The sequence below is a fragment of the Afipia sp. Root123D2 genome (assembly GCF_001425835.1).
Classification (GTDB): Bacteria; Pseudomonadota; Alphaproteobacteria; order Rhizobiales; family Xanthobacteraceae; genus Afipia.
Window position 1 is genome coordinate 788,892 of record NZ_LMDP01000001.1, and the last position, 24,012, is coordinate 812,903.

28 protein-coding genes and 1 tRNA gene are annotated in these 24,012 nt (G+C 62.6%); 16 read left to right on the forward strand and 13 right to left on the reverse strand.

Annotation, left to right across the window (positions count from 1 at the left end; genetic code table 11):
• Positions 1-63 precede the first annotated feature (63 nt).
• Complete coding sequence (locus tag ASC80_RS03755; RefSeq protein WP_056292953.1) at positions 64-1,086, reverse strand: methionine synthase; 1,023 nt, start codon at positions 1,084-1,086, stop codon at positions 64-66.
• A gap of 277 nt (positions 1,087-1,363) precedes the next feature.
• Between ASC80_RS03755 and ASC80_RS03760 the strand changes: the two genes are divergently transcribed.
• The 3 genes from ASC80_RS03760 to ASC80_RS03770 all read left to right on the forward strand — a co-directional run bounded on the left by ASC80_RS03760 (position 1,364) and on the right by ASC80_RS03770 (position 3,771).
• Positions 1,364-2,071, forward strand: coding sequence for a glutathione S-transferase N-terminal domain-containing protein (locus tag ASC80_RS03760; protein ID WP_056292955.1), 708 nt, complete (start codon positions 1,364-1,366; stop codon positions 2,069-2,071).
• Entirely contained in the window at positions 2,071-2,697 is a 627-nt protein-coding gene (locus ASC80_RS03765; RefSeq protein WP_056292956.1) for a 2-hydroxychromene-2-carboxylate isomerase, read from the forward strand. Before ASC80_RS03760 ends, ASC80_RS03765 begins: the two co-directional genes overlap by 1 nt.
• Before the next feature lie 99 nt (positions 2,698-2,796).
• Positions 2,797-3,771, forward strand: coding sequence for an NADPH:quinone oxidoreductase family protein (locus ASC80_RS03770; RefSeq protein ID WP_056292957.1), 975 nt, complete (start codon positions 2,797-2,799; stop codon positions 3,769-3,771).
• A 62-nt stretch (positions 3,772-3,833) separates the two neighbouring features.
• Here ASC80_RS03770 and ASC80_RS03775 read toward each other — a convergent pair whose 3' ends face one another.
• The gene (locus ASC80_RS03775; protein ID WP_056292958.1) at positions 3,834-4,730 is read right to left on the reverse strand and encodes a crotonase/enoyl-CoA hydratase family protein; all 897 of its coding nucleotides are present in this window, start codon (positions 4,728-4,730) and stop codon (positions 3,834-3,836) included.
• A gap of 153 nt (positions 4,731-4,883) precedes the next feature.
• Between ASC80_RS03775 and ASC80_RS03780 the strand changes: the two genes are divergently transcribed.
• Together ASC80_RS03780 and ASC80_RS03785 are read left to right on the forward strand one after the other, a co-directional pair.
• Entirely contained in the window at positions 4,884-5,717 is an 834-nt protein-coding gene (locus ASC80_RS03780; protein WP_082512392.1) for a class I SAM-dependent methyltransferase, read from the forward strand.
• Between the two features lie 167 nt (positions 5,718-5,884).
• Positions 5,885-5,971, forward strand: a tRNA-Leu gene (locus ASC80_RS03785).
• Between the two features lie 20 nt (positions 5,972-5,991).
• Here the strand turns inward: ASC80_RS03785 and ASC80_RS03790 are convergent.
• Complete coding sequence (locus tag ASC80_RS03790; RefSeq protein WP_056292959.1) at positions 5,992-6,366, reverse strand: hypothetical protein; 375 nt, start codon at positions 6,364-6,366, stop codon at positions 5,992-5,994.
• 469 nt (positions 6,367-6,835) lie between these two features.
• Here ASC80_RS03790 and ASC80_RS03795 point away from each other — a divergent pair, with 469 nt between their 5' ends.
• A complete protein-coding gene (locus ASC80_RS03795; RefSeq protein WP_056295541.1) occupies positions 6,836-7,243 on the forward strand; it encodes a hypothetical protein in 408 nt (135 codons plus the stop codon).
• Positions 7,244-7,266: 23 nt separating this feature from the next.
• Here the strand turns inward: ASC80_RS03795 and ASC80_RS03800 are convergent, their stop codons facing one another.
• Together ASC80_RS03800 and ASC80_RS03805 are read right to left on the reverse strand one after the other, a co-directional pair.
• Complete coding sequence (locus ASC80_RS03800) at positions 7,267-8,448, reverse strand: FAD-dependent monooxygenase (protein WP_082512393.1); 1,182 nt, start codon at positions 8,446-8,448, stop codon at positions 7,267-7,269.
• Between the two features lie 7 nt (positions 8,449-8,455).
• Positions 8,456-8,701 carry a zinc-finger domain-containing protein gene (locus ASC80_RS03805; protein WP_056292960.1) on the reverse strand — a complete coding sequence of 82 codons (246 nt, stop codon included), beginning with the start codon at positions 8,699-8,701 and terminating at the stop codon, positions 8,456-8,458.
• Between the two features lie 315 nt (positions 8,702-9,016).
• Between ASC80_RS03805 and ASC80_RS03810 the strand changes: the two genes are divergently transcribed.
• The 4 genes from ASC80_RS03810 (at position 9,017) to ASC80_RS03825 (ending at position 12,216) form a co-directional block, all read left to right on the forward strand.
• Positions 9,017-10,114: a hypothetical protein gene (locus tag ASC80_RS03810; protein ID WP_056292961.1), complete on the forward strand. Its 1,098-nt coding sequence runs from the start codon at positions 9,017-9,019 to the stop codon at positions 10,112-10,114.
• A 148-nt stretch (positions 10,115-10,262) separates the two neighbouring features.
• Positions 10,263-11,015 (forward strand): alpha/beta fold hydrolase, encoded by a 753-nt coding sequence (locus ASC80_RS03815; protein ID WP_056292962.1) that lies wholly within the window; start codon positions 10,263-10,265, stop codon positions 11,013-11,015.
• 106 nt (positions 11,016-11,121) lie between these two features.
• On the forward strand, positions 11,122-11,946 hold the full coding sequence (gene cysE / locus ASC80_RS03820; RefSeq protein ID WP_056292963.1) for a serine O-acetyltransferase: 825 nt from the start codon (positions 11,122-11,124) through the stop codon (positions 11,944-11,946).
• A 51-nt stretch (positions 11,947-11,997) separates the two neighbouring features.
• Positions 11,998-12,216, forward strand: a complete 219-nt coding sequence (locus ASC80_RS03825) for a DUF3126 family protein (RefSeq protein ID WP_056292964.1) — start codon at positions 11,998-12,000, stop codon at positions 12,214-12,216.
• 165 nt (positions 12,217-12,381) lie between these two features.
• Here ASC80_RS03825 and ASC80_RS03830 read toward each other — a convergent pair whose 3' ends face one another.
• Positions 12,382-13,083: a hypothetical protein gene (locus tag ASC80_RS03830; RefSeq protein ID WP_056292966.1), complete on the reverse strand. Its 702-nt coding sequence runs from the start codon at positions 13,081-13,083 to the stop codon at positions 12,382-12,384.
• A gap of 207 nt (positions 13,084-13,290) precedes the next feature.
• On the opposite strand from ASC80_RS03830, the gene ASC80_RS03835 reads away from it, so the two are divergent.
• Both ASC80_RS03835 and ASC80_RS03840 read left to right on the forward strand, forming a co-directional pair.
• Positions 13,291-13,620 (forward strand): DUF6949 family protein, encoded by a 330-nt coding sequence (locus tag ASC80_RS03835; protein WP_056292967.1) that lies wholly within the window; start codon positions 13,291-13,293, stop codon positions 13,618-13,620.
• Positions 13,621-13,690: 70 nt separating this feature from the next.
• Complete coding sequence (locus ASC80_RS03840) at positions 13,691-14,221, forward strand: gamma carbonic anhydrase family protein (RefSeq protein ID WP_056292968.1); 531 nt, start codon at positions 13,691-13,693, stop codon at positions 14,219-14,221.
• A 37-nt stretch (positions 14,222-14,258) separates the two neighbouring features.
• Here the strand turns inward: ASC80_RS03840 and ASC80_RS03845 are convergent, their stop codons facing one another.
• The gene (locus ASC80_RS03845; RefSeq protein WP_056292970.1) at positions 14,259-14,882 is read right to left on the reverse strand and encodes a glutathione S-transferase family protein; all 624 of its coding nucleotides are present in this window, start codon (positions 14,880-14,882) and stop codon (positions 14,259-14,261) included.
• Between the two features lie 258 nt (positions 14,883-15,140).
• Positions 15,141-15,428, reverse strand: coding sequence for a hypothetical protein (locus tag ASC80_RS03850; protein ID WP_056292971.1), 288 nt, complete (start codon positions 15,426-15,428; stop codon positions 15,141-15,143).
• A gap of 612 nt (positions 15,429-16,040) precedes the next feature.
• On the opposite strand from ASC80_RS03850, the gene ASC80_RS03855 reads away from it, so the two are divergent.
• Positions 16,041-16,841 carry an alpha/beta hydrolase gene (locus ASC80_RS03855; RefSeq protein WP_162244570.1) on the forward strand — a complete coding sequence of 267 codons (801 nt, stop codon included), beginning with the start codon at positions 16,041-16,043 and terminating at the stop codon, positions 16,839-16,841.
• Between the two features lie 249 nt (positions 16,842-17,090).
• Here ASC80_RS03855 and ASC80_RS03860 read toward each other — a convergent pair whose 3' ends face one another.
• The 4 genes from ASC80_RS03860 to ASC80_RS03875 all read right to left on the reverse strand — a co-directional run bounded on the left by ASC80_RS03860 (position 17,091) and on the right by ASC80_RS03875 (position 19,725).
• Positions 17,091-17,270: an outer membrane protein gene (locus tag ASC80_RS03860; protein ID WP_056292975.1), complete on the reverse strand. Its 180-nt coding sequence runs from the start codon at positions 17,268-17,270 to the stop codon at positions 17,091-17,093.
• 205 nt (positions 17,271-17,475) lie between these two features.
• Positions 17,476-18,126, reverse strand: a complete 651-nt coding sequence (locus tag ASC80_RS03865) for a transglutaminase-like cysteine peptidase (protein WP_056292976.1) — start codon at positions 18,124-18,126, stop codon at positions 17,476-17,478.
• 331 nt (positions 18,127-18,457) lie between these two features.
• Positions 18,458-19,072 (reverse strand): PilZ domain-containing protein, encoded by a 615-nt coding sequence (locus ASC80_RS03870; RefSeq protein WP_056292977.1) that lies wholly within the window; start codon positions 19,070-19,072, stop codon positions 18,458-18,460.
• Positions 19,073-19,167: 95 nt separating this feature from the next.
• Complete coding sequence (locus tag ASC80_RS03875; RefSeq protein ID WP_056295549.1) at positions 19,168-19,725, reverse strand: PAS domain-containing protein; 558 nt, start codon at positions 19,723-19,725, stop codon at positions 19,168-19,170.
• Positions 19,726-20,255: 530 nt separating this feature from the next.
• Here ASC80_RS03875 and ASC80_RS03880 point away from each other — a divergent pair.
• Both ASC80_RS03880 and ASC80_RS03885 read left to right on the forward strand, forming a co-directional pair.
• Positions 20,256-20,990 carry a rhomboid family intramembrane serine protease gene (locus ASC80_RS03880; RefSeq protein WP_056295550.1) on the forward strand — a complete coding sequence of 245 codons (735 nt, stop codon included), beginning with the start codon at positions 20,256-20,258 and terminating at the stop codon, positions 20,988-20,990.
• A 148-nt stretch (positions 20,991-21,138) separates the two neighbouring features.
• Complete coding sequence (locus ASC80_RS03885; RefSeq protein WP_056295553.1) at positions 21,139-21,567, forward strand: CBS domain-containing protein; 429 nt, start codon at positions 21,139-21,141, stop codon at positions 21,565-21,567.
• A 94-nt stretch (positions 21,568-21,661) separates the two neighbouring features.
• Here ASC80_RS03885 and ASC80_RS03890 read toward each other — a convergent pair whose 3' ends face one another.
• A complete protein-coding gene (locus tag ASC80_RS03890) occupies positions 21,662-22,642 on the reverse strand; it encodes a patatin-like phospholipase family protein (RefSeq protein WP_056292979.1) in 981 nt (326 codons plus the stop codon).
• A gap of 302 nt (positions 22,643-22,944) precedes the next feature.
• Here ASC80_RS03890 and ASC80_RS03895 point away from each other — a divergent pair, with 302 nt between their 5' ends.
• Positions 22,945-24,006 carry an RgsD C-terminal domain-containing protein gene (locus ASC80_RS03895; protein ID WP_156464250.1) on the forward strand — a complete coding sequence of 354 codons (1,062 nt, stop codon included), beginning with the start codon at positions 22,945-22,947 and terminating at the stop codon, positions 24,004-24,006.
• Positions 24,007-24,012 lie beyond the last annotated feature (6 nt).

A 24,012-nucleotide genomic window follows, 5' to 3' on the forward strand; every position in this document is an offset into this window, starting at 1 on the left:
AGTCCGGCGTAGCCGTTGGGTCTTTCGTCAACGACGGTGGCGGTCTCCGGTCCCTGACTGGCTTTACGCAAGCCTCTCCCGTGCCAGTTTCGCGCCGGCGCCGAGCGCCTGCAGCTTGGCTTCGGCGATATCGCGGCGCATCGGCGCCATGCCGCAATTGGTGGTGGCGATGATCTTGTCCTTCGGCACGAACTTCATTACCGCTTCAATGGTCTTCACCACATCTTCCGGCGTCTCGATGGTGTCGCTGGCGACGTCGATCACGCCGGCCTGCACGGCGGTGTTCTTGAGCAGGCCGAGAATATCCAGCGGCACATGCGAGTTGCGGCACTCGATGGCGACCTGCTGGATCAGGCTGTTGTCGATCGCCGGGAAGATCTTTTCGTATTGCCGCCATTCGGCGCCCAGTGATCCCTTCCAGTCGATATTGGCCTTGATGCCGTAGCCGTAGCAGATGTGAACGGCGGTGGTGCAGGTCAGTCCCTTGGCGGCGCGGGTCAGCGCCTCGATGCCCCATTCATTGACCTCGTCCATGTAGACGTTGAAGGCAGGCTCGTCGAACTGGATCAGGTCGACGCCATCGGCCTGCAGGGCGCGCGCTTCCTCGTTGAGGAGGTCGGCGAAGGCGAATGCCATCTTCACCCGGTCGCCGTAGTGCGAGTCCGCAATGGTGTCGATGATGGTCATCGGGCCGGGCATGGTGAATTTCAGCTTGCGCGTGGTGTGGGCGCGCGCGGCGCGGGCCTCGTCGGCGTGGACGCGGCCTTTCAGTTTAAGCGGCGCGACCACCTGCGGCACCATCGCCTTGTAGCGATCGTTGCGGATGCCCATTTCGACCTTGTGGGCGAAGTCGATACCATCGATGCGCTCGAGAAAGCCGTGGACGAAATGCTGCCGCGCCTGCTCGCCATCGGTAACGATATCGATGCCGGCGTCTTCCTGGACTTTCACCGCCAGCAGCGTTGCGTCGCGCTTGGCGCTTTTAAGCTCCGCGCCTTCGAGCTTCCACGGCGCCCACAGCGTGTTGGGCTCCGCGAGCCATGAGGGCTTCGGCAACGATCCGGCATTGGTGGTGGGAAACAGCATGGGCGTGTCCTCTCCTGGTGTTTTTTGATTTTGCCGGAGTATGTGCCACAGCGGAGCGGTGGCATACAAGATAATCGGGTTTATGAACGGGGCCGTTCCATACTCCAGAGTTCGTCATGGTCCCGGGCCCGCAAAGCAGCGTTACACGCTGCGTCGCCCGGGACACCAAGCCTTGGACTGCGCGCGTCGAAATGATCCGTCAAGGATGGAATGTGCCGGAAGCCGCGGTTAGGATCGCGCCGCCGTCAGACCCCGTCATATTCGAGCGGATGAATTCATGATCGATCTGCATTACGCGCCGACCCCGAACGGATGGAAGATTTCCATCATGCTCGAGGAACTGGGGCTGCCTTACACCGTCCACCCCGTGAACATCCGCACCGGCGAGCAATTCAGGCCGGAATTCCTCGCGATCAGCCCGAACAACCGGATTCCGGCGATCGTCGATCAGGCGCCCAAGGACGGCGGCGAGCCGATCGCGATGTTCGAGACCGGCGCGATCCTGATCTATCTCGCGGAAAAGACCGGGCGCTTTTTACCGTCCGACACGCGCGGGCGCTTCAAGGTGATTCAATGGCTGATGTGGCAGATGGGTGGGCTCGGGCCGATGCTCGGCCAGCACGGCCACTTCGCGCTCTATGCGGCGGAGAAAATTCCCTATGCCATCGATCGTTATCGCGCCGAGGCAGCGCGGCTTTACGGCGTGCTCGACATCCAGCTCGGCAAAACCGGCGCCTATGTTGCCGGTGACGACTATACCATCGCCGACATCGCCTGCTTTCCGTGGACCATGACCCACAAGGCGCAGGGCTTTACCCTCGACGACTATTCGAACATCAAGCGCTGGTACGCGACGGTGCGCGCGCGGCCGGAGGTGCAGAAGGGGCTTGCGGTCGGCAAGTTCGTGAAGGAGCCGTTTACAGAAGAGGAACGGCGCAACATGTTTGGCCAGACCGCAGCCGCCATTCAAAAGGGACAACGCTGATGATTGAGTTCTTCTTCGACTGCTCCAGCCCGTGGACCTATCTCGCGTTCCACAACATCCAGCCGCTGGCGACCGAGCTTGGCGAGGACATCACGTGGCGGCCGATCCTGGTCGGCGGCATTTTCAACACCGTCAACCCGACGATGTATGAGACCCGGGCCAAGCCGGTGCCCGCGAAACAGGCCTACATGCTGAAGGACCTTGCCGACTGGGCGCGCGTCGCGGGACTGAAGATCAAGATGCCGCCGACGGTGTTTCCGGTGAATGCGGTGAAGTCGATGCGCGGCTGCTGCTGGGTACAGGAGCAGGCGCCGGACAAACTGGTGCCGTTCGCCACCGCCGTGTTCGAGGCCTATTGGGGCGACGATCAGGACGTGTCGCAGGAGGCAGTGCTGACCAAAATCTGCGAGCGGGTCGGGATCGACCCTGCAGCGTTTTTCGCCGGCATCGGCGAACAGGCAACCAAGGATCGACTCAAGTCGAATACAGACGAGGCGATCCGGCGCGGCGCCTTCGGCTCGCCGACAATCTATTTCGAAAAGACCGATATGTACTTCGGCAACGATCGCCTGCCGCTGCTGCGCGCGGCAATCATTCGGAAGAAGGACGGCAAGGCGTGGTCGTGATGCTTTCACCTCTCCCCGTTTACGGGGAGAGAGCCCGCCCTCGGGCTTGACCCGAGGGTCGTGAGCGAAGCGAGCGCAAGTCTGCCAGGAAATCGAACCATGCCCCGCGCCGTGATCTGCCGCGAACTCGGTCCGCCGGAAAGCCTGACGCTTGAAACGGTATCGTCAGCGCCGCTGGCGGCCGGGCAGGTGCGCGTGGCAATCCGTGCCGCCGGAATCAATTTCCCCGATATCCTGATGGTCGCCGGCGAATACCAGCTCAAGCCGCCGCTGCCGTTCACGCCGGGCATGGAGGCGGCGGGGGAGGTGATTGAAGTGTCCGGCGCAGATGGTGTGTCGATTGGCGACCGCGTGATCGTGAAGGCGCGGCACGGCTGCTACACCGACGAGATGGTGGTGATGCCGGACCAGTTGTCGCCGTTGCCGGAAAATTTCGATTACGCGCAGGGCGCTGCGTTTCTCGCCGCGCATGGCACCGCTTATCACGCACTGGTGGATCGCGCGCGCCTCCGCGCAGGTGAGACGCTGCTGGTGCATGGCGCGGGCGGCGGTGTCGGGCTTGCCGCCGTCGAACTCGGCAAGGTGTTGGGCGCGACCGTGATCGCGGCGGCATCGAGCGAAGAGAAGCTCGCGGTCGCGAAACAGCGCGGCGCGGATCATGTGATTCTCTATGCAAGCGAGCCGTTTCGCGATGCCGTCAAGCGCATCACGGGCGGGCAGGGCGCCGACGTGATTTTCGATCCGGTCGGCGGCGAGATTTTCGAGCAGAGCCTGCGCTGCATGGCGTGGGGCGCGCGCGTGCTGGTGGTCGGCTTCACCGGCGGCATTGGGTTGGCGCGCACAAATCTGGTTCTGATCAAGGGCGCGAGCGTGCTCGGGGTGCGGGCCGGCGAAGCGGTGCGGAAAAATCCCGCGCTCGGTGTTGCGCGCATGAAGGCCCTTGATGCGCTGGCCGTCGAGGGCAGGATCAGTCCCAACATTTCGCACCGCCTGCCGCTCGCGGAGTTCGCGCCCGCGATGCGGCTGCTGATCGAGCGCAAGGCGATCGGCCGCATGGTGCTGGAGACGCGGTAACGCTTATCCCTCCCCACAAGGGGAAGGGATGACTACCTCAGGATGACGAAGTTCTTGTACCGCTACTTATATTCCCGCTCGGTCCACCACGGGAAATAGGACGGCATGTCCTTCGACACCGTCTGGGTGAATTTCGCCGGGCGCTTTTCGAGGAACGACATCACGCCTTCCTTGACGTCGGCCGATTGGCCGCGCGAATAGATGCCGCGACTGTCGACTTTGTGCGCCTCCATCGGATCGTCGGCCCCCAACATCCGCCACATCATCTGGCGGATCAGCGCGATCGACACCGGCGCGGTGTTCTCCACGATTTCGCGGGCGATGGCGCGCGCTGTCGGCAGCAGTTCGTCAGCCGGGACCACCTTGCTGACCAAACGGCCTTCGAGTGCTTCCTGCGCCGGAAACACCCGGCCGGAATAGGTCCACTCCAGCGCCTGCGAAATGCCGACGAGGCGCGGCAGGAACCAGCTTGACGCCGCTTCCGGCACGATGCCGCGCCGTGCGAACACGAAGCCGAAGCGCGCGTTCACCGAGGCGATGCGGATATCCATCGGCAACTGCATGGTGACGCCGATGCCGACGGCTGCGCCGTTGATCGCGCCGATTACCGGCTTGAGGCTTTTGAAGATGCGCAGCGTCACGCGCCCGCCGCCGTCACGCACCGCATCGTCGCTCCATTCCACTTCGCCATTCGGGCGCAGCGGCGCGGTCTTGCGGTCGGGGCGCGCCGCGCGGTCGAAGGTCGCGCCGCCGGCGGAGAGATCGGCGCCGGCGCAGAAGGCGCGGCCCGCGCCGGTGACGATGATCGCGCGCACATCGTCGTCGGCATCCGCCTTGTCGAAGGCGTCGATCAGTTCCGCCATCATGATGTGCGTGAAGGCGTTGAGCTTGTCCGGCCGGTTCAGCGTGATGGTGAGGATATTGTCCTGAACTTCGTATTTGATCTGCTCGTAGGCCATCCGGCGGTTCTCCTGTCGGCTCTTTTTGGAACTGCGTCCAGCCTGTCACGTCGCGCGGCTGGCGTAAATGCGGCGACGGGAAATCGGAATCCGGTTCACAGCAATGGAAATTCGTGGGGGACTTTGCTAGAGGTGGCCCGGAAAAGGGATGACATGAAAAACGTCGACACAGCGGTCGCTGCGGGCTTTGGACGGGAATGGTCCAGCTTCAGCCAGAGCGAGCAAGAGCTGAGCGCGTCCGAGCGCCAGAAGCTGTTCGACGACTATTTCCATATCTTCCCGTGGGAGCGCTTGCCCGATGACGCTGTCGGGATCGACGTCGGCTGTGGCAGTGGCCGATGGTCGATGATGGTGGCGCCGCGCGTCGGATCCTTGCATCTGCTCGATGCCAGCGCGGAAGCGCTTGAGGTCGCCAAACGAAATCTTGCGGGCGCCGAGAATGTGTCGTTTCACCACGCGAGCGTCGGCGATATCCCGATTGAAAACGCCTCGCTTGATTTCGCGTTCTCGCTGGGCGTGCTGCATCATGTGCCGGATACCACGTCGGCCATTCAATCCGTCGCATCGAAACTGAAGAGCGGCGCTCCGTTCCTGATCTACCTCTATTACAGTCTGGACAACCGGCCGTGGTGGTTTCGCCTGATCTGGCAAGTCTCGAATGCTGGACGCCTGATGATCTCACGACTGCCGACGGCGCTCCGGATGCTGGCAAGCCAGATCATCGCTGTCACCGTCTACTGGCCGTTTGCGCGTTTCGCGGCCGTCGTTCAGCGGATTGGCTTGCCGACGTCGCTGATTCCGCTCGAAGCGTATAAGAATTTGAGCTTCTACACGATGCGCACCGACGCATACGACAGGTTCTGTACCGCCCTTGAAAAGCGCTTCTCGAAGATCGAGATCGCGACCATGCTGACCGATGCCGGATTTGAGCGGGTGTCGTTTTCCGAGACAGTCCCTTACTGGTGCGCGGTCGGATACAAGCGCTAAGTTACCGTCGGCCGGGCCGCGATGGCCGTTTGCCGCGTTCGTATCGCAGCCGCTGGCAGCAATGAACCGGCTTCCATGCCCGCCGCTCGGTCGCAGTCTGCAAACGCGACGGACGTTTTGCGACACCACGGTTGCTTTTCCCGCCCAGGTAATTGAAAAGAAAGCACGCGGACGTGGCGGAATTGGTAGACGCAAGGGACTTAAAATCCCTCGATGGCAACGTCGTGCGGGTTCGATTCCCGCCGTCCGCACCAGCCTTCTCAGCAGGCTGCGCCTACCACGCCACTTTCAGTTCAATTTTCCCGCTGTAAACGTCGCCATTGTTGTCGCCGTCGATCCCGGTCTTGTTGATGGCGCCGCCGTTCATGATCAGCGTGTCGTTGCCGATGCCGAACAGGATCGCGGTCGCGCCATTGGATGTGATGTTGCCGGTGTTGGTGACCGAGTTGTTGAAGTTGCCGAAATTGATCGCCGGGCCGTTGCCGCCGGCGATGGTCCCGGAGTTGACGATCGTGGTCGCGGCGCCGAACTGCATCGCGGTGGTGTCGGAGGAGACCGTGCCCTGATTGTTGAGCGTCCAGTTCGATGAATTGTTGCCCTGGATGGCGATGCCGGCTGCACCCGTGCTGATGACGACGCCGGGACTCACCGAGACGGATTGCCGCCCGGAAAATTCTGCAACAGCAGTGGAAGGTTCGAGTTGGGAAGCGCGGTCTGCGCGGTGGCGGGAACTGTCGCGGCAGCCAGGACCAGTGCGGTCGATCCCGTCAGCCAAGCGATGCGATGTATGCTAAGGGAAACGCGCGGGTCTTTTGGTGCGCGAGAAGGTTTCGCGAGCAGGCATTCGCGCCGCCGTGCCATCCAGCCTCTCCTTATAGCGGTGCGCATCGCGCACTTCGGGACTTCTTTTTCTTCAAGCGCAGGCAACGTGAATAGCTGACACAATTTCGGCACTGGCGTGGCGGCATGTCAACATTCGACAAAAAACGAACAATATCTCGCAAAAAATACTAAATTGCTCCATGAAAGGCCTTCCAAACGCTGCGGGCACGCCGTGCCGCTCCCGTATACTCGCCGTTGCTGCGTCACTTATGATTCGCGAAATGGATCGTCCCTGCATGTTGTTGTCATCTCGAACCGCTCGCATCACTCGCTGCCGTACGATCGCCGGCGCGCTTGGCGTCATTCTGATTGCCGGCGGTCTTGGCGGTTGCGCGGGAACGTCGATCGGCGGTCCGCGCACCAGCGCGTTCGTCGATCCGGCACGCTACGACCTGTACAACTGCACGCAACTCGACGAAGCGCGTAAAGCGACGTCAGCACGGGTTGCTCAGCTCGAGAGTTTGATGGCGAAGGCGAAGACCGGCGCGGCCGGAGGGCTGGTGTCGGCGGTCGCCTACGAGAGCGATTATGCCAAGGAGCGCGCCAATCTCGACCTGATCGACGATACGCGCCGCAGCAACAATTGCGGCGAGGCCGCTCCTGCCGCACCGCCGCCGCATCAGGCGCCGCGCGAGCGGCGCTAGATCGTCATCCGATCATCGCGCGCTCAGTCCGCGCGCCAGCCGTAGATCCAGTCCTGACGCGCGAGCAGCCGCTGCCCGCCGAGCATCCGCATCGCGGTGTCGCGCGCCAGCGCCATCGGTCCGGCGAGATGATAGATGCCGCCGGTCTGGTGGGCGGTGCGCTGAACACGGGTGACGCGCGGCGCGCGAAGATTTTCGTAGCGTGTCAGCGCGGCTGGAATGTCGCTCTGTCCGTCGGCGAGACATCCCGCAAGCACCGCCGCATCCTCGATCGCCATGCCGGCGCCCTGGGCGACGAACGGCACCATCGCATGCGCCGCATCGCCGAGCAGGGCGACGCGTTCCTTGTGCCAGACGCCGCCGTCGCGCAGGGCGAACAGCGCCCATTTGCGCCAGTCGCTGACGGCGCCGATCATCGCGCGGGCGGCTGCCGGCCAGTGCGTCACCGCGAACTGCGCGGCGAGTTCGGCCGCGTCGCCAGGTTCGCTCCAGCCCTGTGCGTGCCATGTGCCGGTGGTGATCGCCACCACGTTGATGCGTTGTCCGTCGGCCATCGGATAGGTGACGAGGTGCGCGTTGGCGCCGAGCCAGAGCTGGACATTGTGCGGATCAAAGCCGGCCGGTGCGCGCGAGGCATCGACGATCCCGCGCCACGCGATGCGGCCGGTGAATTGCGGATGAATCTCCGGAAACAGCCGTTGCCGGACGGCGGACCACACGCCATCGGCGCCGATCAGCGCTGCTGCGGAGTCCTGACTGCCGCTGGCGCAGGTCACCGTCACTCCACCGGCATTCTGCGTCACGTCGGTGACTTCCGCGCCGAGACGCAATTCGATGGCAGGTGTTTCGGCGACCTTGCCGATCAGCGCGGCCTGCAGATCGGCGCGGCGGATCACCCAATAGGGCGCGCCGTAGCGCACGGCTGCGTCGGCCAGCGGAATGCGGCCGACCTCGTCGCCGGTTCGCACCGTCATCACGCTGACGGCGTCCGGCGCGATGGCGTTAGGGGCAAGGCGCGACTCCAGCCCGAGGCCGATCAGCACCCGGCTGGCGTTGGGCGATAGTTGGAGGCCGGCGCCGGCTTCTTCCAGCCGGTCGGCGCGTTCGAGAAGGATGATACGAAAGCCGCGCCCTGCGAGAGTGAGAGAAGCGGTCATCCCTCCGATGCCGGCACCTGCGACGACGATGGTCGGCGCGGCGGTCACCTAAATCTCAGGCGACCTTGTCCCGCAGCACGCATTCCGGCGGGCGGGCTTCGCCCGGCGCGAGATCGGCGGCAAAGCGGTACAGGGTCGAGCAATAGGGGCAGATAATCTCGGTGTCGTTGCCGAGGTCGAGAAACACATGCGGATGGTCGAACGGCGGGTTGGCGCCGACACACATGAACTCACGCGATCCGATTTCGATGACGGGCACTCCGGCATCATTTTGGAAGTGAGGAACGACGTGATCGGCCATGACATTCACCTTGAGCAGTCCAGAGTATTCGCAAGCACTGGCGAGCGAACAAGCCGCCGCACGAACCGGCGCACCATACGGTTGGCGGCGAGGGATTGCTAGATCGCCCCGAAAGATTCGAAAAGCGGAAGTGCCGACCCTCGTGCAAATTCGACACAATCTCGTTCTCTAGGGATAGCCCTTCTTTCGTTGGGGCAGTTGCGTCCTAAAAGCGCCACACTACCTCCTGTGAGCCACAGGAAATCCGAACAATGTGTCGGATGCCGGGCAGGGTGAGGATCGAGATTGTCGCAGGCGGTATCGTTGCGAATCGGTATGGCGGTGGGGAGTGCTGCTGCATGCGCGTTGCTGCTCGCCATGCTGTGGCCTCAGGCCCGTTCGGCGGGTGAAATCCTGTTGTCACAAGACGATCCAGCGCGCCTGTCCGATGTCCAACTCAGTTCCACGCTGCGGAACGACCCGGCGTTGCTGGAGCGGAATGCCGTCGCCGCGCTGGATACCGGCGATGCCGACCTGGCGCAGAGCTTTGCCGATCTGGCCGCCGACAAGGGGATCATTCTTTCGGATGAGACGGCCGCGCGGGTCGCCGCCGCCACGGCCGACGACCGCGCGCCGTCGACGCTGGCCAAACGGTTCGTCACCGGCCTTGTCGTGGGCGAGGCCACCGACGTTGCAAGCCTGTCAGGCACGGTAGCAGGTGACCTGTTCGTGTTCGGCGACATTCGCGACATGGTGCGTGAAGGCAAGCGGCTGGCGATGGGCGAGGACGCCGACCGGCTGGTGCTCGGCCTCGCGTCCGTCGGCCTTGCGGTGACGGCTGCGACTTATGTTTCGGCAGGCGGCGCGGCGCCGGTTCGCGCCGGACTGACCATGGTGAAGGATGCCCGCAAGTTCGGCCGGCTCGGCGCGGGGCTCACTGAATGGGCGGGCCGCTCGGCGCGGGCCGTCGTCGATGGACCGGCGCTGCGCAACGCAGTGGCGACGGCGTCGCTCGCCCATCCCCGCCAGACCGTCACCGCGCTCAAGGCGGCCTTCAAGGCCGAGAAATCCGGAGCCCTGGTGCGGCTCGCCAAGGATGTCGGGCGGGTCGGCGAAAAGGCCGGCACGCGTGGCGCGCTCGATGTGCTGCGGATCGCCGACGGTCCCAAGGACGTCGCGCGCGCGGTGCGGCTTGCCGAAAAAAAGGGCAGCCAGACCCGCGCGATCATCAAAATTCTCGGACGGGGAGCGTTGCTGCTGACGGCTGGCGCATTCAATCTCGCGTGGTGGGTATTCGGCGCGCTGCTGGCGCTGATCGGAGTCCTGTCCTCGATCAAGTCCATGACGGAGCGTATGACTATGGCGGTCATTCAGCACCGGAAACGCAAGCGTGCATTACGCCAACTTGCCGTGACACAAGCGCAGTGCGCATAGGTCGGTTGACCTGATCGCATTGGCACGAAAAGTTTCTCTCACCATCCTTGAATCATCACGACAATTCCGGAAAACCGGTTTCCACTTTCCGGATCATGCCCTAAAACCCCCCGCCACGCCTGACGACCCCCACGCACTGGAAAGTCCTATGCCGAGTTTTCACAACGGCTCCGTTGAAATTGCCTACCTCGATGAAGGTGAGGGCGATCCGATCTTTCTTGTTCACGGCTTTGCGTCGAGCAAGAACGTCAACTGGTCCTATCCCGGATGGGTCTCGACGTTGACAAAAGCAGGTCGCCGCGTCGTCGCGCTCGACAATCGCGGCCACGGCGAGTCAAGCAAGCTCTATGATTCCGAGGATTATCACATCGGCATCATGGCCGGTGACGTCTGCGCACTGATGGATCATCTCAAGATCGCGCGCACCGACATCATGGGTTATTCGCTCGGCGCGCGTATCAACGCCTATCTCGCGCATCGCGACCCGAAGCGTCTGCGTTCGCTGATTCTCGGCGGACTGGGCATCGGATTGATCGAGGGCGGCGGTCCCGGCGAGAACGTCGCGCTCGCGCTCGAAGCGGATTCGCTCGACGACGTGCGCGATCCCATGGGACGCACGTTCCGTGCATTCGCAGACCAGACCCGCTCCGATCGCAGGGCGCTCGCGGCATGCCTGCGCGGTTCGCGGCGGCTGATGACACGTGACGAGGCGGCGTCCATTACCGTCCCGACGCTGATTGCGGTGGGGTCCGCCGACGATATCGCAGGCTCGGCGCAGCGCCTTTCCGAGGTCATTCCCAACTCGCAAGTTCTTGATATTCCACACCGGGACCACATGCGCGCGGTGGGCGACAAGGTCTATAAAGAGGGCGTGGTGGCGTTCCTCGAAAATCGGGACTAGCCCGCAGGATCAATTTATTATCCTTGAGCCGGGGCTGGCGGGATTGCGGCCTTTTTTATGCCGATTATGTGGTAAGATTGTTCTCCGCTAAAAAACGGACATACGCATGGCTAAGTCTCAACTCGACCCGAAGTCCGCTCTTTCGACCGTCGATCCGGTATGGACGCGAATCCGCGAAGAAGCGGAGGAGATTGTTCGGCGCGAGCCGGAGCTTGCGACCTTCATCTATTCAAATGTGCTGCATCACGATCGCCTCGAGGTGGCGGTGGTTCACCGCATCGCCGACCGGCTCGATCATGCGGCGCTGTCCGGCGATCTGATCCGTCAGGCCTTCAGCGATGCGCTGCGCGACGAGCCAGATCTCGGCAACGCGTTTCGCGCCGATCTGGTTGCGGTGTACGACCGCGATCCGGCGACCTCGCGCTTTATTGATCCGCTGCTCTACTTCAAGGGCTTTCACGCCATTCAGGCGCATCGTCTCGCGCACTGGCTGTGGAACAAGGGCCGCAAGGATTTCGCTTATTACATCCAGAGCCGTTCGTCGTCGGCGTTCCAGACCGACATCAATCCGGCAGCAAAAATCGGACGCGGGATTTTCCTCGATCACGCCACCGGCTTCGTCGTCGGCGAGACCGCGGTGATCGAGGACGACGTGTCGATCCTGCATGACGTGACGCTCGGCGGCACCGGCAAGGAGAACGAGGATCGTCATCCGAAGATCCGCCGCGGCGTCATGATCGGCGCGGGTGCGAAAATTCTGGGCAATATCGAAGTCGGCCACTGTGCGCGCATCGCCGCGGGCTCCGTGGTGGTGAAGCCGGTGCCGAACAACGTCACCGTCGCCGGCGTGCCGGCCAAGGTGGTTGGCGAGGCCGGATGTTCCGAGCCGTCACGCACCATGAACCAGATGCTGAACGCGCTTGGTCTTTGAACTGCAAACGCGCTAAACGTCGCGGCAGGTTCAGTCAGATTGGAGAGACACGTGGACGTTCAGGAAGTCAGGAAACTCGACGCCTATCTCAAGCGCCTGTTCGGCAACCCGAAGATTCGCGTCGTGCCGCGGCCGAAGAAGGACGATTCCGCCGAAGTCTATATCGGCGAGGAGTTCATCGGCGTGCTGTTCGTCGATGACGAGGATGACGACCGCTCGTACCAGTTCCAGATGGCGATCCTCGAAGACGATCTCGCGGCGCAGGAGTAGGGGCGCAAACGAACGTCATTCTCTGTTGTCATGGCCGGATTTATTCCGGCCATTTCGATTCAGAAGGCATGATGCGTCCCCAAGCGAGATGCCCGGCACATAGGCGAGCAAAGCGACGCCGTTCTTCGAACGGCTATGGCCGGGCACAGAAGCAAAGATTGGATATTACCCTCGCGGTCCGCGCATCCGCGCCACCAGCGTTTCCATTGCGCCAGCGACATCGCGCCAGCGCGACAGCCAGTCGCGCGGAAACCGGAAAACCAGATCGGCCTCTTCGATACGGCGTTCGCTCATGCACATGCCGGGCGTGTCCGCGTCACGCGAGCACCGCGCGACAAAATTCGGTGACGCGGCCGTCACCAGATCCTCGTTGCTGTAGGGCGAACCTTCCTCGAAGCTCTGCCAGGTCAGCCCATCCTCGCTCCGGGCCTTGGCGGAATCGTAGTAGCGCGGATAGATCGTGCGCAGCCGTTCGTCCGGCGACAACGCATCGTGATGCGCGGCGATCGACACGAAGATGCGGTCGATGGACGGCAGTTCGGTTTCGACCGTTTCCGCGGTGACGTGCTTGGGCGCGGCAGGCGGCTCGAGCGAGGGGAATACGAATGCCAGATCGACGCGCTCCTGCGGGCCGGTCCGCTTCTGCAGCCGCATCCGGACCGCCTTGGTCGGCACGTTGAACAGCGTGTTGGCGATGGTGATCGGCAAGGTATCCGGCTCGTTGCCGCGTCCGGCGTTCCATGTCGGCCACAGGAGATAGGCGATGGCGACGATGGCGCAGCCGCCGATCACGGTGGAGGCGACCAGCGGCAGCAGGTGGCTGTGGCGCGCGCGCCGGGCAAGGGGTGACAGCGAAAACAGGGTCATGTGGGAAGGAATGCTCTCGGAAGGGTCGCGCGAATCAGCCGGGAGTATGCCATGGCGATTCCGGTGTTCGGATGGCGTGTGACGCGCCGGAGCGGGTGATGCCATGCGTCGGGCACGCGCGCCGTTAACCCTTTCTTAAGGATAAACTGGCGGGCGCGGCCGGAGTTTGCGAAGCGTGGCGGATCGTCCCGTTGGGTGGAAGCCGCCATGTCGCCGGAAGCGTTGAACTCGCTGATGTCCCTGCTGATCGGATTTGCTGTCGCAGGGGCGCTGACCAGCGGCTATCAGGCGCTGGTCGATCGTCCGGCCGGCTTCGGGCTGCTGCAGAAGGGACCGGCGCCGACCGCCTTCGCCGCCGTGCCGTTTCTGGTCTTCGCCGCGCCCTTCATCATCCTGCGCAACACCGTTCTCGGCCGCCGGATCGAGCGCCGCCGCGTCGAATTCGTGGCGATGGCGACGATCCTTGCCGGCTTCTGGAGCATGATGTCCGGAACCTTCGTCGTCATGACATTGCAGGCCGTCGGCCTGATCGCCTGACGCAGCGTGCGTCCTCTCGCCATCCCATGTTCATTCGTGGCAAGGTCTTCCGCAAAAGGAGACACGATAAATGGCGATCTATGAACTCGATGGGCGCGCACCGGAACTGCCGGCCGACGGAAACTATTTCATTGCCGACACTGCGACCGTGATCGGCAACGTCCGCCTGCGCGATGGTGCGAGCGTGTGGTTCGGCTCGGTGCTGCGCGGCGACAACGAACTGATCGAGATCGGCGAAGGCTCGAACGTGCAGGACAACTGCACCTTCCATACCGATCCGGGATTTCCGATGACCATCGGCAAGAACTGCACCATTGGTCACAACGTCATCCTGCACGGCTGCACCATCGAGGATGGCGCGCTGATCGGCATGGGCTCGATCATCATGAACGGCGCGCGCATCCGCAAGGACAGCGTTGTCGGTGCCGGTTCGGTCATTACCGAAGGCAAGGAATATCCCGAGCGCTCTCTGATCGTCGGCGCGCCGGCGCGCGTGGTGCGCGCGCTGAGCGACGAGCAGATCAAGGGGCTGATGCGCGGCGCGCCGCATTACGTCAACAACGGCCGCCGCTTCAAGGCAGGCCTGAAGAAGATCGGGTGAGGCCTCCGGCGGTTACGCCGGTGGCCCGCCAGTCAGCTCACTGCGCGAACTGTTCGGCCAGCGCCCGCTGCACGTTGGGGCGTGCGGCGTTGCGTTCCCTGTGCGCGCGCACGTTCGGAATTTTCGCCATGTCCACGCCATCGGCTTCGAGCCATTGCGACAGCGTGAACAGATAAGGGTCGCAGATCGTATAGGTGTCGCCCATCACCCACGGCCCCTGAATCATCTCGCGATCGATCAACTCGAAACACGCCGACACCGAAGCGGGCACCTTGCGTTGCATGGCGGCAATCGCCTCCGGCTCGTCGGCCCAGCGATATCCGCGCATCCGGTGGGAATGCGCGACATGCACCGTCGAACACAAATAGGAGTTGAACGCCTGAACGCGCGCGAACTCGAACGGGTTGCCGAGGGGTGCGAGTTTGGCCTGCGGATATTTCTGGGCGACGTAGGCAAGCAGAGCCGGCGTCTCGGTCAGGTTGCCCTCGTCGGTAACGAGTGTCGGCACCCGCGCTTTCGGATTGAGCAGAAGATATTCCGGCTTGCGCTGGTCTTCGCTGGCAAAACTCAGCCGAACCGTTTCGTAGTCCGCGCCTGCGTCGATCAGGGCGATATGTGTGGCCAGCGCGCATGTGCCGGTGGCGTAGTACAGTTTCATCATGATGTTGAGCCTCCCACGTGGGAGGTATCACGCTTCCCTCGTCGTTTGCAAAACATGCATGATGGATCATCGCGCGAATTGCATGATCGCGCGTCGTCAAAAGTTGCGGCCAGTCTGGGAGACACAGCAGACAGACCGGACCAACTCACATGCGCGAGCGCGCATGCCGAAGTGCGTTGCTTCAAGACGATGACGCGAAGCTGCTAGCGCCCACAGGGGCTCGGGCGCACCGGCCGCTTGGACAAGTCGGAATCCGCGCTACTTTTTTTCCTTGTCCGGTTCGACGACCGTCTTTGAAGAGCCCTCGGGTGCGGCCTGCATGCCGGGCGGGCTTTGTCCTTGCGGGCTTTCCGCAGGGGCGCCACCGGTGGTGGTCTCGATCGGACCGGTCCATCCCTGCGGCTGCAATTGCCCTTTGGTTTCCGGGGTTGTTGTGCGGCCGGTGGAGTAATCGGACTTGTCGGACTGCTTTGGGTCCGAAGTGGTCTGAGCAGCGGCGATGCTGCCGGACGATACGAGGCAGACGGCAATCAGAGCAAGACGCATGGCATTCTCCTGTGCTCGACACGTAACGGATGGAACGCCGTTGCGTTCCTCCTTTTGGAGAGGTTGCCGCGTGGTTCAGTGTCGCGCCGGGTGTGGTCTTGTCACGCCCAGGCCATCGCGACTGCCGGAATGGCGTGAGGAAACTCCAGTAAGCACGTGTTTTCATCGCACAAAAAGTTGCGGCCAGCCCCTGGGGAGGGGCTGGCCGCGCGCGAACCGGTCGGGGACGGGGAGGGGTGGGGATGTGACCGGGTCGCGGGTCTCCTGTGTCTCTGTCTTGCTTCAACGTGAACTTGCGGTTGCGATGTTCGGGCGTGGCTCGCCGAGCGCAACCCGACGGATGAGCAGATCAAAGCGCTGATGCGCGGTGCGCCGTATTACGTCCGGAACGACCAGCGTTTCGAGGCCGGACTGAAGAAGTTAGGGTGAGCGCAGTTGGGCTCGGCGCGCGACGGAAGCTTGATTTACGCCGCTGTGCAATCAGTCTGCGGCTGGTGCAATGTGCAAATGTCCCAGTCAAAAATGTGGTCTTCGACCATTCATTGAACGTTGTTCGAAAAAACACGGCCGACTAGATTGCGCCGTGTTCAAGAACGTTCAGGGAGTGAAAATTTGATCTCGAATATTTCTCGTCGTCATCTGTTGGTCGGCAGCGCGGCAGCCGCGGTCGCAGCGACCGGAGCATCTGACGCCGTCGCGCAAACATCCTCGCCGAAAACATTCGTTCTCGTGCATGGCGCGTGGCACGGTGGATGGTGCTGGCGGCAGGTCTCCGACGCGCTCATCAAGCAGGGCCATCGCACGTATTCACCGACGCTGACCGGACTGGGAGAACGCTCTCATCTCATCAGCAAGGACGTCAATCTCACCACGCATATCACTGACGTCGCCAACGTATTCAAGTACGAAGATCTTTCCGATGTCGTGCTTGTCGGTCATTCCTACGGCGGCATCATTATCAGTGGTGTTGCGGAGCGGCTGGCCGACAAGATTTCCTCGATCGTTTTCCTTGATGCATTCTTGCCTGAAGACGGTGAAACGCTTCTGGAGAAATCGTCGCCTGCTTTCGTCAAGGCCATCAACACTGCGATTGAGGGTGGCGAGGCCGGTATCAAGCCGCCGCCGGCCGCAGCCTTTGGTGTTCAGGAGCAGGCTCGTGCCTGGGTCGATGGCAAAACCACTGCGCAGCCGGTAGGAACGTATACCGAGCGGTCAGTCTTCAAGGGCGGACGCAACAAGATCGCGAAGAAGACCTATGTCCGCGCGAAGGGCTACAAGAGCACCACGTTCGACGCCAATCTGGCCAAAGTGAAAGCTGCCGGAGATTGGAAGACACTCGAACTCGATATCGGGCATGACGTCATGATCGTCGATCCCGAGCAGGTTACATCGATCATTCTGGCGTCGGCTTGAGGGCAACCGCTCTTCGCCGGGTTGCGATCTAAAAAATACGGCCAGCCCTGGGGCTGGCCGCGCATTCTGCTCACGACCGTTTGCATCGCTTTTAGCCGTGCGGCTTTTATTCCGTGCAATGGCAGGTCAGTTCATGCCGCTGAATGCATATAGTTCAGCTTGATGCGGAAGATGTGCGAGGCGTTGTCGAAGCTCACGTCGCTTGCCGGGAAAAGAAAGGGGCCGAATGGCGTGGTGACCGCCGGTTGTTCAGGCATTGGCGGGGAAAAGAAGCCGGCTGCCATTGGCTGTTTTGCGGTACTGGATGTCGGCTTCGATGCCGAACACCGTCATCCCCGACTGCCAATTGTAGCCCGCCTGACCGCCGATCAGCAGTCCTGACGGTGAAATGGGAACGAACGACGAGCCGTATATCTGGCTATAGTGCACACCGGCATCGGGGGTGCCCGCGCGTCTTTCCGCGCGATCGCGCCACCTTCAGCGGACCGCTCCCCGTCACCGCTTCACGCGGCTTCATCGCACAAAAAAGTTGCGGCCAGCCCCTGGGGAAGGGCTGGCCGCGCGCGAACCGGTCAGGGACGGGGAGGGGTGGGGATGTGACCGGGTCGCGGGTCTCCTGTGTCTCAGTCTTGCTTCAGCGTGAACTTGCGGTTGCGATGTTCGGGCGTGGCTCGCCGAGCGCAACCCAAAGATTTTCGTCGCCCTGCGATTGGCGTTTGACAAAACGGTAGCCGGTCTCGGTCCAGGCGACGACTTCCTCGTTCTGGTTATCGAGGATGAACTCGCCCTTGTCGGTCTTCACCGTCAGCACGGCGTGGCCTTCGTTCTTCTTGTCACGCACCACGGTGATCAGCAGCGCCTGGCGCGGCCAGCCGGCATCGATCAGCATCTTGCGCTTGAGCAGCACGTAGTCCTCGCAGTCGCCGTAACCGTCGGTCGGATACGACCACTTTTCGACGACGCCCCAATGATCCATGTCGGTCATCGGCTTGATGTTGTCGTTGACCCAGCGGTTGACCCGAAGCAGATCCTTCCATGCGGCCTGCGTCATGACGATGTCGCGCGGCTGCGCGCGGCCGCTCTCGCAGTCCGCCGGATTATCGGCGCAGAACTCTACCCAGCCGATCGGCGAACGCGCGGTGTCGCCAAGGCTGGCGTAGAGCACGCGTGCGCTCGGCGCGGTGGTGCCGATCGTTTTCGTGTTGGCCGCGGATGCGGCGACCGTCATTCCCATCAGGCTGGCGGCAATCGCCATACCCAATCCCCGTCCACGTATCGAAACCATTGTGGCCCCCGTTTTTCTTGTTGGGACCACGTTTCGCACAAAGGATTTGCGCGGCAGCTAAGTACGTGAAGTACAATTGAGACAAGTCAAAGTAAAAACTGGAGATAAGGCGATTTATACTTTAGTAAAATACGCGTAAAATTTGATCTATTCAAATTTGATTCAAATTTTATCGAATCTAACCAAAGTTATTGCAATTGAAGGCTTTTCGATCTGCGCCGGAGCGTCGCGAGTGCCCGCTTGACGATGCGCAAATGCAAAAGGCGGCGCCGCAGGGTTGCGACGCCGCCTCGATTGATCCGGAAAGGAAGAAACCGGTAACCGCCGTTCTTTACCGGGCGGTGACGTTATCCTCGACAGTCTCCGCGAGCTGCGGGTGAATGAACTCTAGCGCGAAGCCGTCCTCGAGATGACGAACGACGCGGGCCTGGACCCGGCCGAGCACGACCTGGGTGCCGATGGCGGGGCGCACTTCGGCGGCGACGGCTGCGCCGGACAGCGAGAGGTCGATGATGCGGCATGGCATCTGGCTGCCGTTTTCCATCTTGAGCACGCCCATCGGATTGCGCGGTGCGACGCGATCGTGGCGGCGGTCTTCAGGCAGATTGAGAATGTCGCGGTTGGCAAGCCATGTCAGCTGCGCCGCGAGCTTGTCGCGCTTGCGCGGGGTGGCGCCCACCGTCATGGCAAAACCATTGTCGAGCAGGCGGGTGATCTTGCCTTCGACGCGACCGATATGATCGAGGTAAGCCACGACGCGCTCGCCGACATTGCCGATGCCGGGTGCCAGCATGGCGAGTCCGCCGGGCGACATGTTGATGACCTGGCACGGAAATTCACGCCGGTCGGCCAGCATGTAGCGGCCGAGCAAATGGACCTTGACCCGCTGAAACCGGCGCCGCTCCTCGGCGACGGGAAGAACTGATTTTCTTTGCACCAACGCCATTGCACACCGGCCGACGGGTTTATCGGTAAGGATAAACCATAGGTCGGGTAAGGTTAACGGCGCGTTAGCAATCCGAGCGCGCGGGCGGGAGGCAGCTATCGCAAGCCTTCATAGACCATGAAGCCGCGCGCGACCGCGAGCTTGCGCAGCGCGCGGGGGCCGAACAGCTTTCGCTCGTGCCCGACATGCCGCCATGACGTCAGCTTGAAATGATCGACGGTCTGATGACCGCCGTCGAGCGGCGCCAGCAGGCCGGTGAGGCTGAGCGGGGCGTTGGTGCGAGGATTGAACGGCAGCAGCAGCAGTTCGAGATGAACCAGTGTGCCGTCGGCCGCGGTCGCGGTGATGCCGGCGATTGTCGCCAGCATTTCCTCGGCGACGACGCCGAGAATGTCCTCGATCTCGTGGCGACTGTCGCCTGCGAACAGCGCCGAAAACCCTTCGCCCTTCACGTCGCGGCCGAGCAGGGCGCAAACCCGGGTTCCCGCCACCCGGAACGGGTAGCCGGCAGCCGGGTCGTAGGACAGCACGAAGATGTCGCCGAGCAGGTGGCGAACCGGCTCAGGCCCCAGACGGCTGCGATCCGGCGCGGCCGCGCCGCCCCGCGCTTCATCCCAATAGGCGAAGAATTCCCGGTTCGATGGATGCTTCATGGTGTCCGACCCTGCCCGGGACGTGACGTCTGCGGGACAGAACTGTCCTGCTTTCAGCCACGGCGCGGGCCCCTTGTTGTTGTGCGCAATGGACGTTGCAGCGTCCATGCCGAACCGGCCTCCGGGGCGGGGAACTCCCTGTTTTGTCCTGTTAACCTTAAGTTAACCAAGAGCTTGGTGGTTCTGCGGAGGGAGGCTAGGATCATCGCACTCCAAGGTTGCCCGCCGGCCTTCTCCAGGGGACGGCGGATCGAAGTCGAACAGGTGGCGAAAAACAGTTTGGTCATTGCGCGGGGAGGGGTGGGGATTCGTCCTCGGCGCAAAAAGACCAGTCAAACGAAAGGGAGGGCCTTCAAGCCCTCCCTTTTTCTTTTCCACGGCATGCCCGTTCCGCTTGCGCCGAACGGGAAAAGCCGTATCTGGAAGCATCCCGTCCGTTGCCTGATCCCGATCCGGCGGCTTTTTTCAGCTTTCTGGAATTTCGACCGTTGGAATCTCCCCGCGAACCGATCCTGACCATTCCCGGCGCGATGACCGCGCTGCTTGTCATCATGTTCGCCATTCACGGCGTGCGCGCGCTGCTGCCGCTGGCCGTGGACCAGGAGGTGATCTGGCTGTTCGGCTTCGTGCCCGCGCGCTACGACGCTTCGGTGATGGCCGGGCAGTTTCCCGGCGGATTCGCCGCCAGCGTCTGGACATTCCTGACCTATTCCTTGCTCCATGCCGACATCAGCCACATCGTCTTCAACATGTTGTGGATGCTTCCGTTCGGTAGCGCGCTGGCGCGACGTTTTGGCGCGGTGCGGTTTTTCGTGTTCCTCGCGGTGACGGCGATTGCCGGCGCGCTCGCCCATCTCGCCACGCATCAGCATGAGGTCGCGCCGATGATCGGCGCCTCCGCCGCAGTTTCCGGCGCGATGGCGGCTGCGATCCGGTTCGCGTTTCAGCGCGGCAGCTTTCTGTCGCTGCGGCGTGGCGACGCCGAGATGGCAGCCCGCGTGCCGGCGCTGCCGCTGCTGCGCGCCTTGCGCAACGGCCGCGTGCTGGCATTCCTCGGCATCTGGTTCGGTCTCAATTTCATCACGGGAATTGGCGCGATCACCATCGGCGGCGCCTCCGCCCAGAGCATTGCGTGGCAGGCTCATGTCGGCGGTTTCATCGCTGGACTGTTGCTGTTCTCGCTGTTCGATCCGGTGCCGCGGACGATTCTTCAGGACAACACGGCCGGCGTTGCGCCGCCGCTCGATGGTTCGGACCTGCGCTGATCAGCCCTGCGCTGCGCACCTTGCGGCCCTGCCATATTTGATCCATCATTTCAGAACCAAATCGACGCCAAGTGGTTTTCTTCGAGCTGAAGACTCTAAGATGAAGGGCCGCGTCGACTACGGACACGGTCGCTTCCGGGAGGCGACAATGACGGTTCGAGCAATTCTGGACATCAAGGGACATCACATTGTAAGCGTCGCGCCGGACGTAAAGCTGTCGGCTGCCGTGCGAACGCTCAACGAGCGCCGCATCGGCGCGGTTCTGGTGATGACCGATCACACCGTCGAAGGCATCCTGTCGGAGCGCGACATCGTGCGCGTGCTCGGTGAGCGCGGTGCATCGGCGCTCGATGAGCCGGTGCGTGCGGTGATGACGCGCAAGGTCATCACCTGCAAACAGACCGACACCGCGGCCGCGATCATGGAAATGATGACCACCGGAAAATTCCGTCATCTTCCCGTTGTTGAAAACGGCAAGATCGTCGGGTTGATCTCGATCGGCGACATCGTGAAGTGGCGCGTCAACGAGTACGAGCGTGAGCAGGAACAGCTCCGCGACTACATCAAGACGGCCTGACGACCCAGACCGGTCAGTCCTGACTTGGCTGATCGAGACTTGGCTGATCCAGATTTGGCGCGATTGCGCACCGCGCGCCGTCCGGTACGTCGGGTCACGCCGATTGCTGTGCTGGGCCCGGGGTGTCGCTGCCGACCGGAGCCAGCAGGCTGATTGCTTCCTGGATCGATTCGACGGTGCGCTCCGCAGCGCGCGCACCGTGTTCGATCGCCTCCTCGGCACGGTGGAAGTCGAACCAGCCGATTCGTCCGACCCGCGGCGAGATCAGAACGTCCGGCGGATCGCCGGCAAGACGCGCGCGCGTGATGCGGTCCTGCATGATGTTGAAGGCTTCGACCATCACGGTGGAAATGCCCGGCCGTCCGCCGCCGCCGAAGAATTCGCGCTTCACGGTTTTTTCCGCGGAAAAGAATTTACTGAAGCCGCGCTTCTCGACAACGGGCTCGGCGACCGGCTCGCGCTCGTCGTCGGAGGAGCCGTGCGTGGAGATAATGGTGCCGTGGCCGAACACGTCGGTCGAGACGTTGCAGGCGATGACGATTTCCGCGCCGAGCGCGCGCGCTGCCGATACCGGCACCGGATTGACCATTGCGCCATCGACCAGCCAGCGCCCGCCGATCAGCATTGGCGCGAAGATGCCGGGCAGGGCATAGGACGCGCGCATCGCATCGACGAGGCGGCCGTGGGTGATCCAGATTTCGTGGCCGGTTTTGACCTCGGTGGACACTGCCGCGAATTTCAGCGGCAGATCCTCGATGCGGGTCTTGCCGATCGAAGCGTCGAGCTGCGAAGCGAGCTTGTCGCCGCCGATCAGGCCCGAGCCGTTGAGGCGAATGTCGAGATAGCTGAAGATGTTTCGCGGCAGCAGACCCTTCGCCCACTCTTCGAGGGTGTCGAGATGACCGGCCGCGTAAGAGCCGCCGACCACCGCACCGATCGACGTGCCGACCACAATGTCCGGCACGATGCCGTTCGCAAGCAGGGTGCGCAGAATTCCGATATGGGCAAAGCCGCGCGCTGCACCGCCGCCGAGTGCCAGGCCGATCTTGGGGCGTTGGGTAATCGGTAAGTCCATCTTGTCCCTGTTCGAGCGATTCTGGCCAAATCCGATCAAATTCTCAAGTAACACACCAGTCTCCTCGACGCAGGGCGGTCTATCGATTTGGATATATGACTCACCTGCTGGCTCATGAAGCCATGGAAAGACGAATGATCCGTGACGATGTCGGTTATGTCGCCTGCGGTATTTGTAAATTATGACTGAAGCGGGACCAAGAGCCCTAAACGCGGAGGTGCGGGGACGATTTGGCCGCAAACCCTGGTATTGGTTTGCTTACAGGCTTGAATTTGCCGCGTTTTCGGTGAAAAACCTCCGCCATGACAGCCCTCCGACAAGATGGCAGGACGTCGGGACGGCGCGTGGGCCCACTTACAGGGCTGGCCTGTGTGCTGGCGCTGGTGTGTGCGCTGGTTGCACTGACGCCGCGGGCGGCGTCGGCGCAGCTCTTCGGCGACAACCCGCCGCCGGTTCCACCCGCTTCGGTGCCTGAATCCGGAATCCTGACCGGGCCGGCGGTCAGCCTTGCGCCTCCGTCGGGACCCGCAGCGACGCCGTCCTTGCCGGCTCCGCTGTTGCAGCCGCCGATGGCTCCGGCTGCGCCACAACCTGTGGTCGGCGCCGATCAGGGCGTGCTGTCACTCACGGCGCGGTTCGGCAAGGACTTGCCGGTCATCACCAGCGGCCTGACATGGCGTATCTATGCGGACAAGCCCAACGCGGCCGGCGCATTCCAACTTGTCCGCGAGGAGCGCAGCGCGACGCCGAGCATCGTCCTGCCGCCGGGCGGCTATATCGTCTACGTCAATCTCGGTCTCGTGAACGCGGTGCGCCCGATCGTCCTGCATCGCGATACGCTGCGTGAATCGTTCGAGCTTCCCGCCGGCGGATTGCGGATCGAGGGCCGCGTCGGCGCCACCAAGATTCCGCCCGGCCAGATTTCGTTCTCGATCTACAAGGGCAGCCAGTTCGAGGTCGGCGAGCGTTCGCCGATTGCGCAGAACATTCCTGCCGGCGATGTCGTGCTGGTGCCGGAGGGGACGTATTACATCATCTCCAACTACGGCGACGCCAACTCGATCGTGCGCTCCGACATCCGTGTGCAGGTCGGGAAACTTACCGATGTGACCGTGACTCATCGCGCGGCGGTGATCACCCTCAAGCTCGTGAGCAACAAAGGCGGCGAGGCGCTCGCCAATACCGCGTGGTCGGTGATCACGCCGGCGGGCGACGTCATCAAGGAATCGATCGGCGCTTTTCCGCACATGGTGCTGTCGGAAGGTGAGTACCGCGCCATCGCCAAGAACGAAGGCAAGGTCTATCAGCGCGAATTCAATGTTAGCAACGGCGTCGACGGCGAAGTCGAAGTGCTGGCGCGCTGAGACATA

What these genes read in the sequence shown, in the direction of transcription:
- ASC80_RS03755 (WP_056292953.1), bottom strand. Translation starts at nt 1,086, where the DNA reads ATGCTGTTTCCCACCACCAATGCCGGATCGTTGCCGAAGCCCTCATGG.
- ASC80_RS03760 (WP_056292955.1), top strand. Translation starts at nt 1,364, where the DNA reads ATGATCGATCTGCATTACGCGCCGACCCCGAACGGATGGAAGATTTCC.
- ASC80_RS03765 (WP_056292956.1), top strand. Translation starts at nt 2,071, where the DNA reads ATGATTGAGTTCTTCTTCGACTGCTCCAGCCCGTGGACCTATCTCGCG.
- ASC80_RS03770 (WP_056292957.1), top strand. Translation starts at nt 2,797, where the DNA reads ATGCCCCGCGCCGTGATCTGCCGCGAACTCGGTCCGCCGGAAAGCCTG.
- ASC80_RS03775 (WP_056292958.1), bottom strand. Translation starts at nt 4,730, where the DNA reads ATGGCCTACGAGCAGATCAAATACGAAGTTCAGGACAATATCCTCACC.
- ASC80_RS03780 (WP_082512392.1), top strand. Translation starts at nt 4,884, where the DNA reads ATGAAAAACGTCGACACAGCGGTCGCTGCGGGCTTTGGACGGGAATGG.
- ASC80_RS03795 (WP_056295541.1), top strand. Translation starts at nt 6,836, where the DNA reads ATGTTGTTGTCATCTCGAACCGCTCGCATCACTCGCTGCCGTACGATC.
- ASC80_RS03805 (WP_056292960.1), bottom strand. Translation starts at nt 8,701, where the DNA reads ATGGCCGATCACGTCGTTCCTCACTTCCAAAATGATGCCGGAGTGCCC.
- ASC80_RS03810 (WP_056292961.1), top strand. Translation starts at nt 9,017, where the DNA reads ATGGCGGTGGGGAGTGCTGCTGCATGCGCGTTGCTGCTCGCCATGCTG.
- ASC80_RS03815 (WP_056292962.1), top strand. Translation starts at nt 10,263, where the DNA reads ATGCCGAGTTTTCACAACGGCTCCGTTGAAATTGCCTACCTCGATGAA.
- cysE (WP_056292963.1), top strand. Translation starts at nt 11,122, where the DNA reads ATGGCTAAGTCTCAACTCGACCCGAAGTCCGCTCTTTCGACCGTCGAT.
- ASC80_RS03830 (WP_056292966.1), bottom strand. Translation starts at nt 13,083, where the DNA reads ATGACCCTGTTTTCGCTGTCACCCCTTGCCCGGCGCGCGCGCCACAGC.
- ASC80_RS03835 (WP_056292967.1), top strand. Translation starts at nt 13,291, where the DNA reads ATGTCGCCGGAAGCGTTGAACTCGCTGATGTCCCTGCTGATCGGATTT.
- ASC80_RS03840 (WP_056292968.1), top strand. Translation starts at nt 13,691, where the DNA reads ATGGCGATCTATGAACTCGATGGGCGCGCACCGGAACTGCCGGCCGAC.
- ASC80_RS03845 (WP_056292970.1), bottom strand. Translation starts at nt 14,882, where the DNA reads ATGATGAAACTGTACTACGCCACCGGCACATGCGCGCTGGCCACACAT.
- ASC80_RS03850 (WP_056292971.1), bottom strand. Translation starts at nt 15,428, where the DNA reads ATGCGTCTTGCTCTGATTGCCGTCTGCCTCGTATCGTCCGGCAGCATC.
- ASC80_RS03865 (WP_056292976.1), bottom strand. Translation starts at nt 18,126, where the DNA reads ATGGTTTCGATACGTGGACGGGGATTGGGTATGGCGATTGCCGCCAGC.
- ASC80_RS03870 (WP_056292977.1), bottom strand. Translation starts at nt 19,072, where the DNA reads ATGGCGTTGGTGCAAAGAAAATCAGTTCTTCCCGTCGCCGAGGAGCGG.
- ASC80_RS03875 (WP_056295549.1), bottom strand. Translation starts at nt 19,725, where the DNA reads ATGAAGCATCCATCGAACCGGGAATTCTTCGCCTATTGGGATGAAGCG.
- ASC80_RS03880 (WP_056295550.1), top strand. Translation starts at nt 20,256, where the DNA reads ATGACCGCGCTGCTTGTCATCATGTTCGCCATTCACGGCGTGCGCGCG.
- ASC80_RS03885 (WP_056295553.1), top strand. Translation starts at nt 21,139, where the DNA reads ATGACGGTTCGAGCAATTCTGGACATCAAGGGACATCACATTGTAAGC.
- ASC80_RS03890 (WP_056292979.1), bottom strand. Translation starts at nt 22,642, where the DNA reads ATGGACTTACCGATTACCCAACGCCCCAAGATCGGCCTGGCACTCGGC.
- ASC80_RS03895 (WP_156464250.1), top strand. Translation starts at nt 22,945, where the DNA reads ATGACAGCCCTCCGACAAGATGGCAGGACGTCGGGACGGCGCGTGGGC.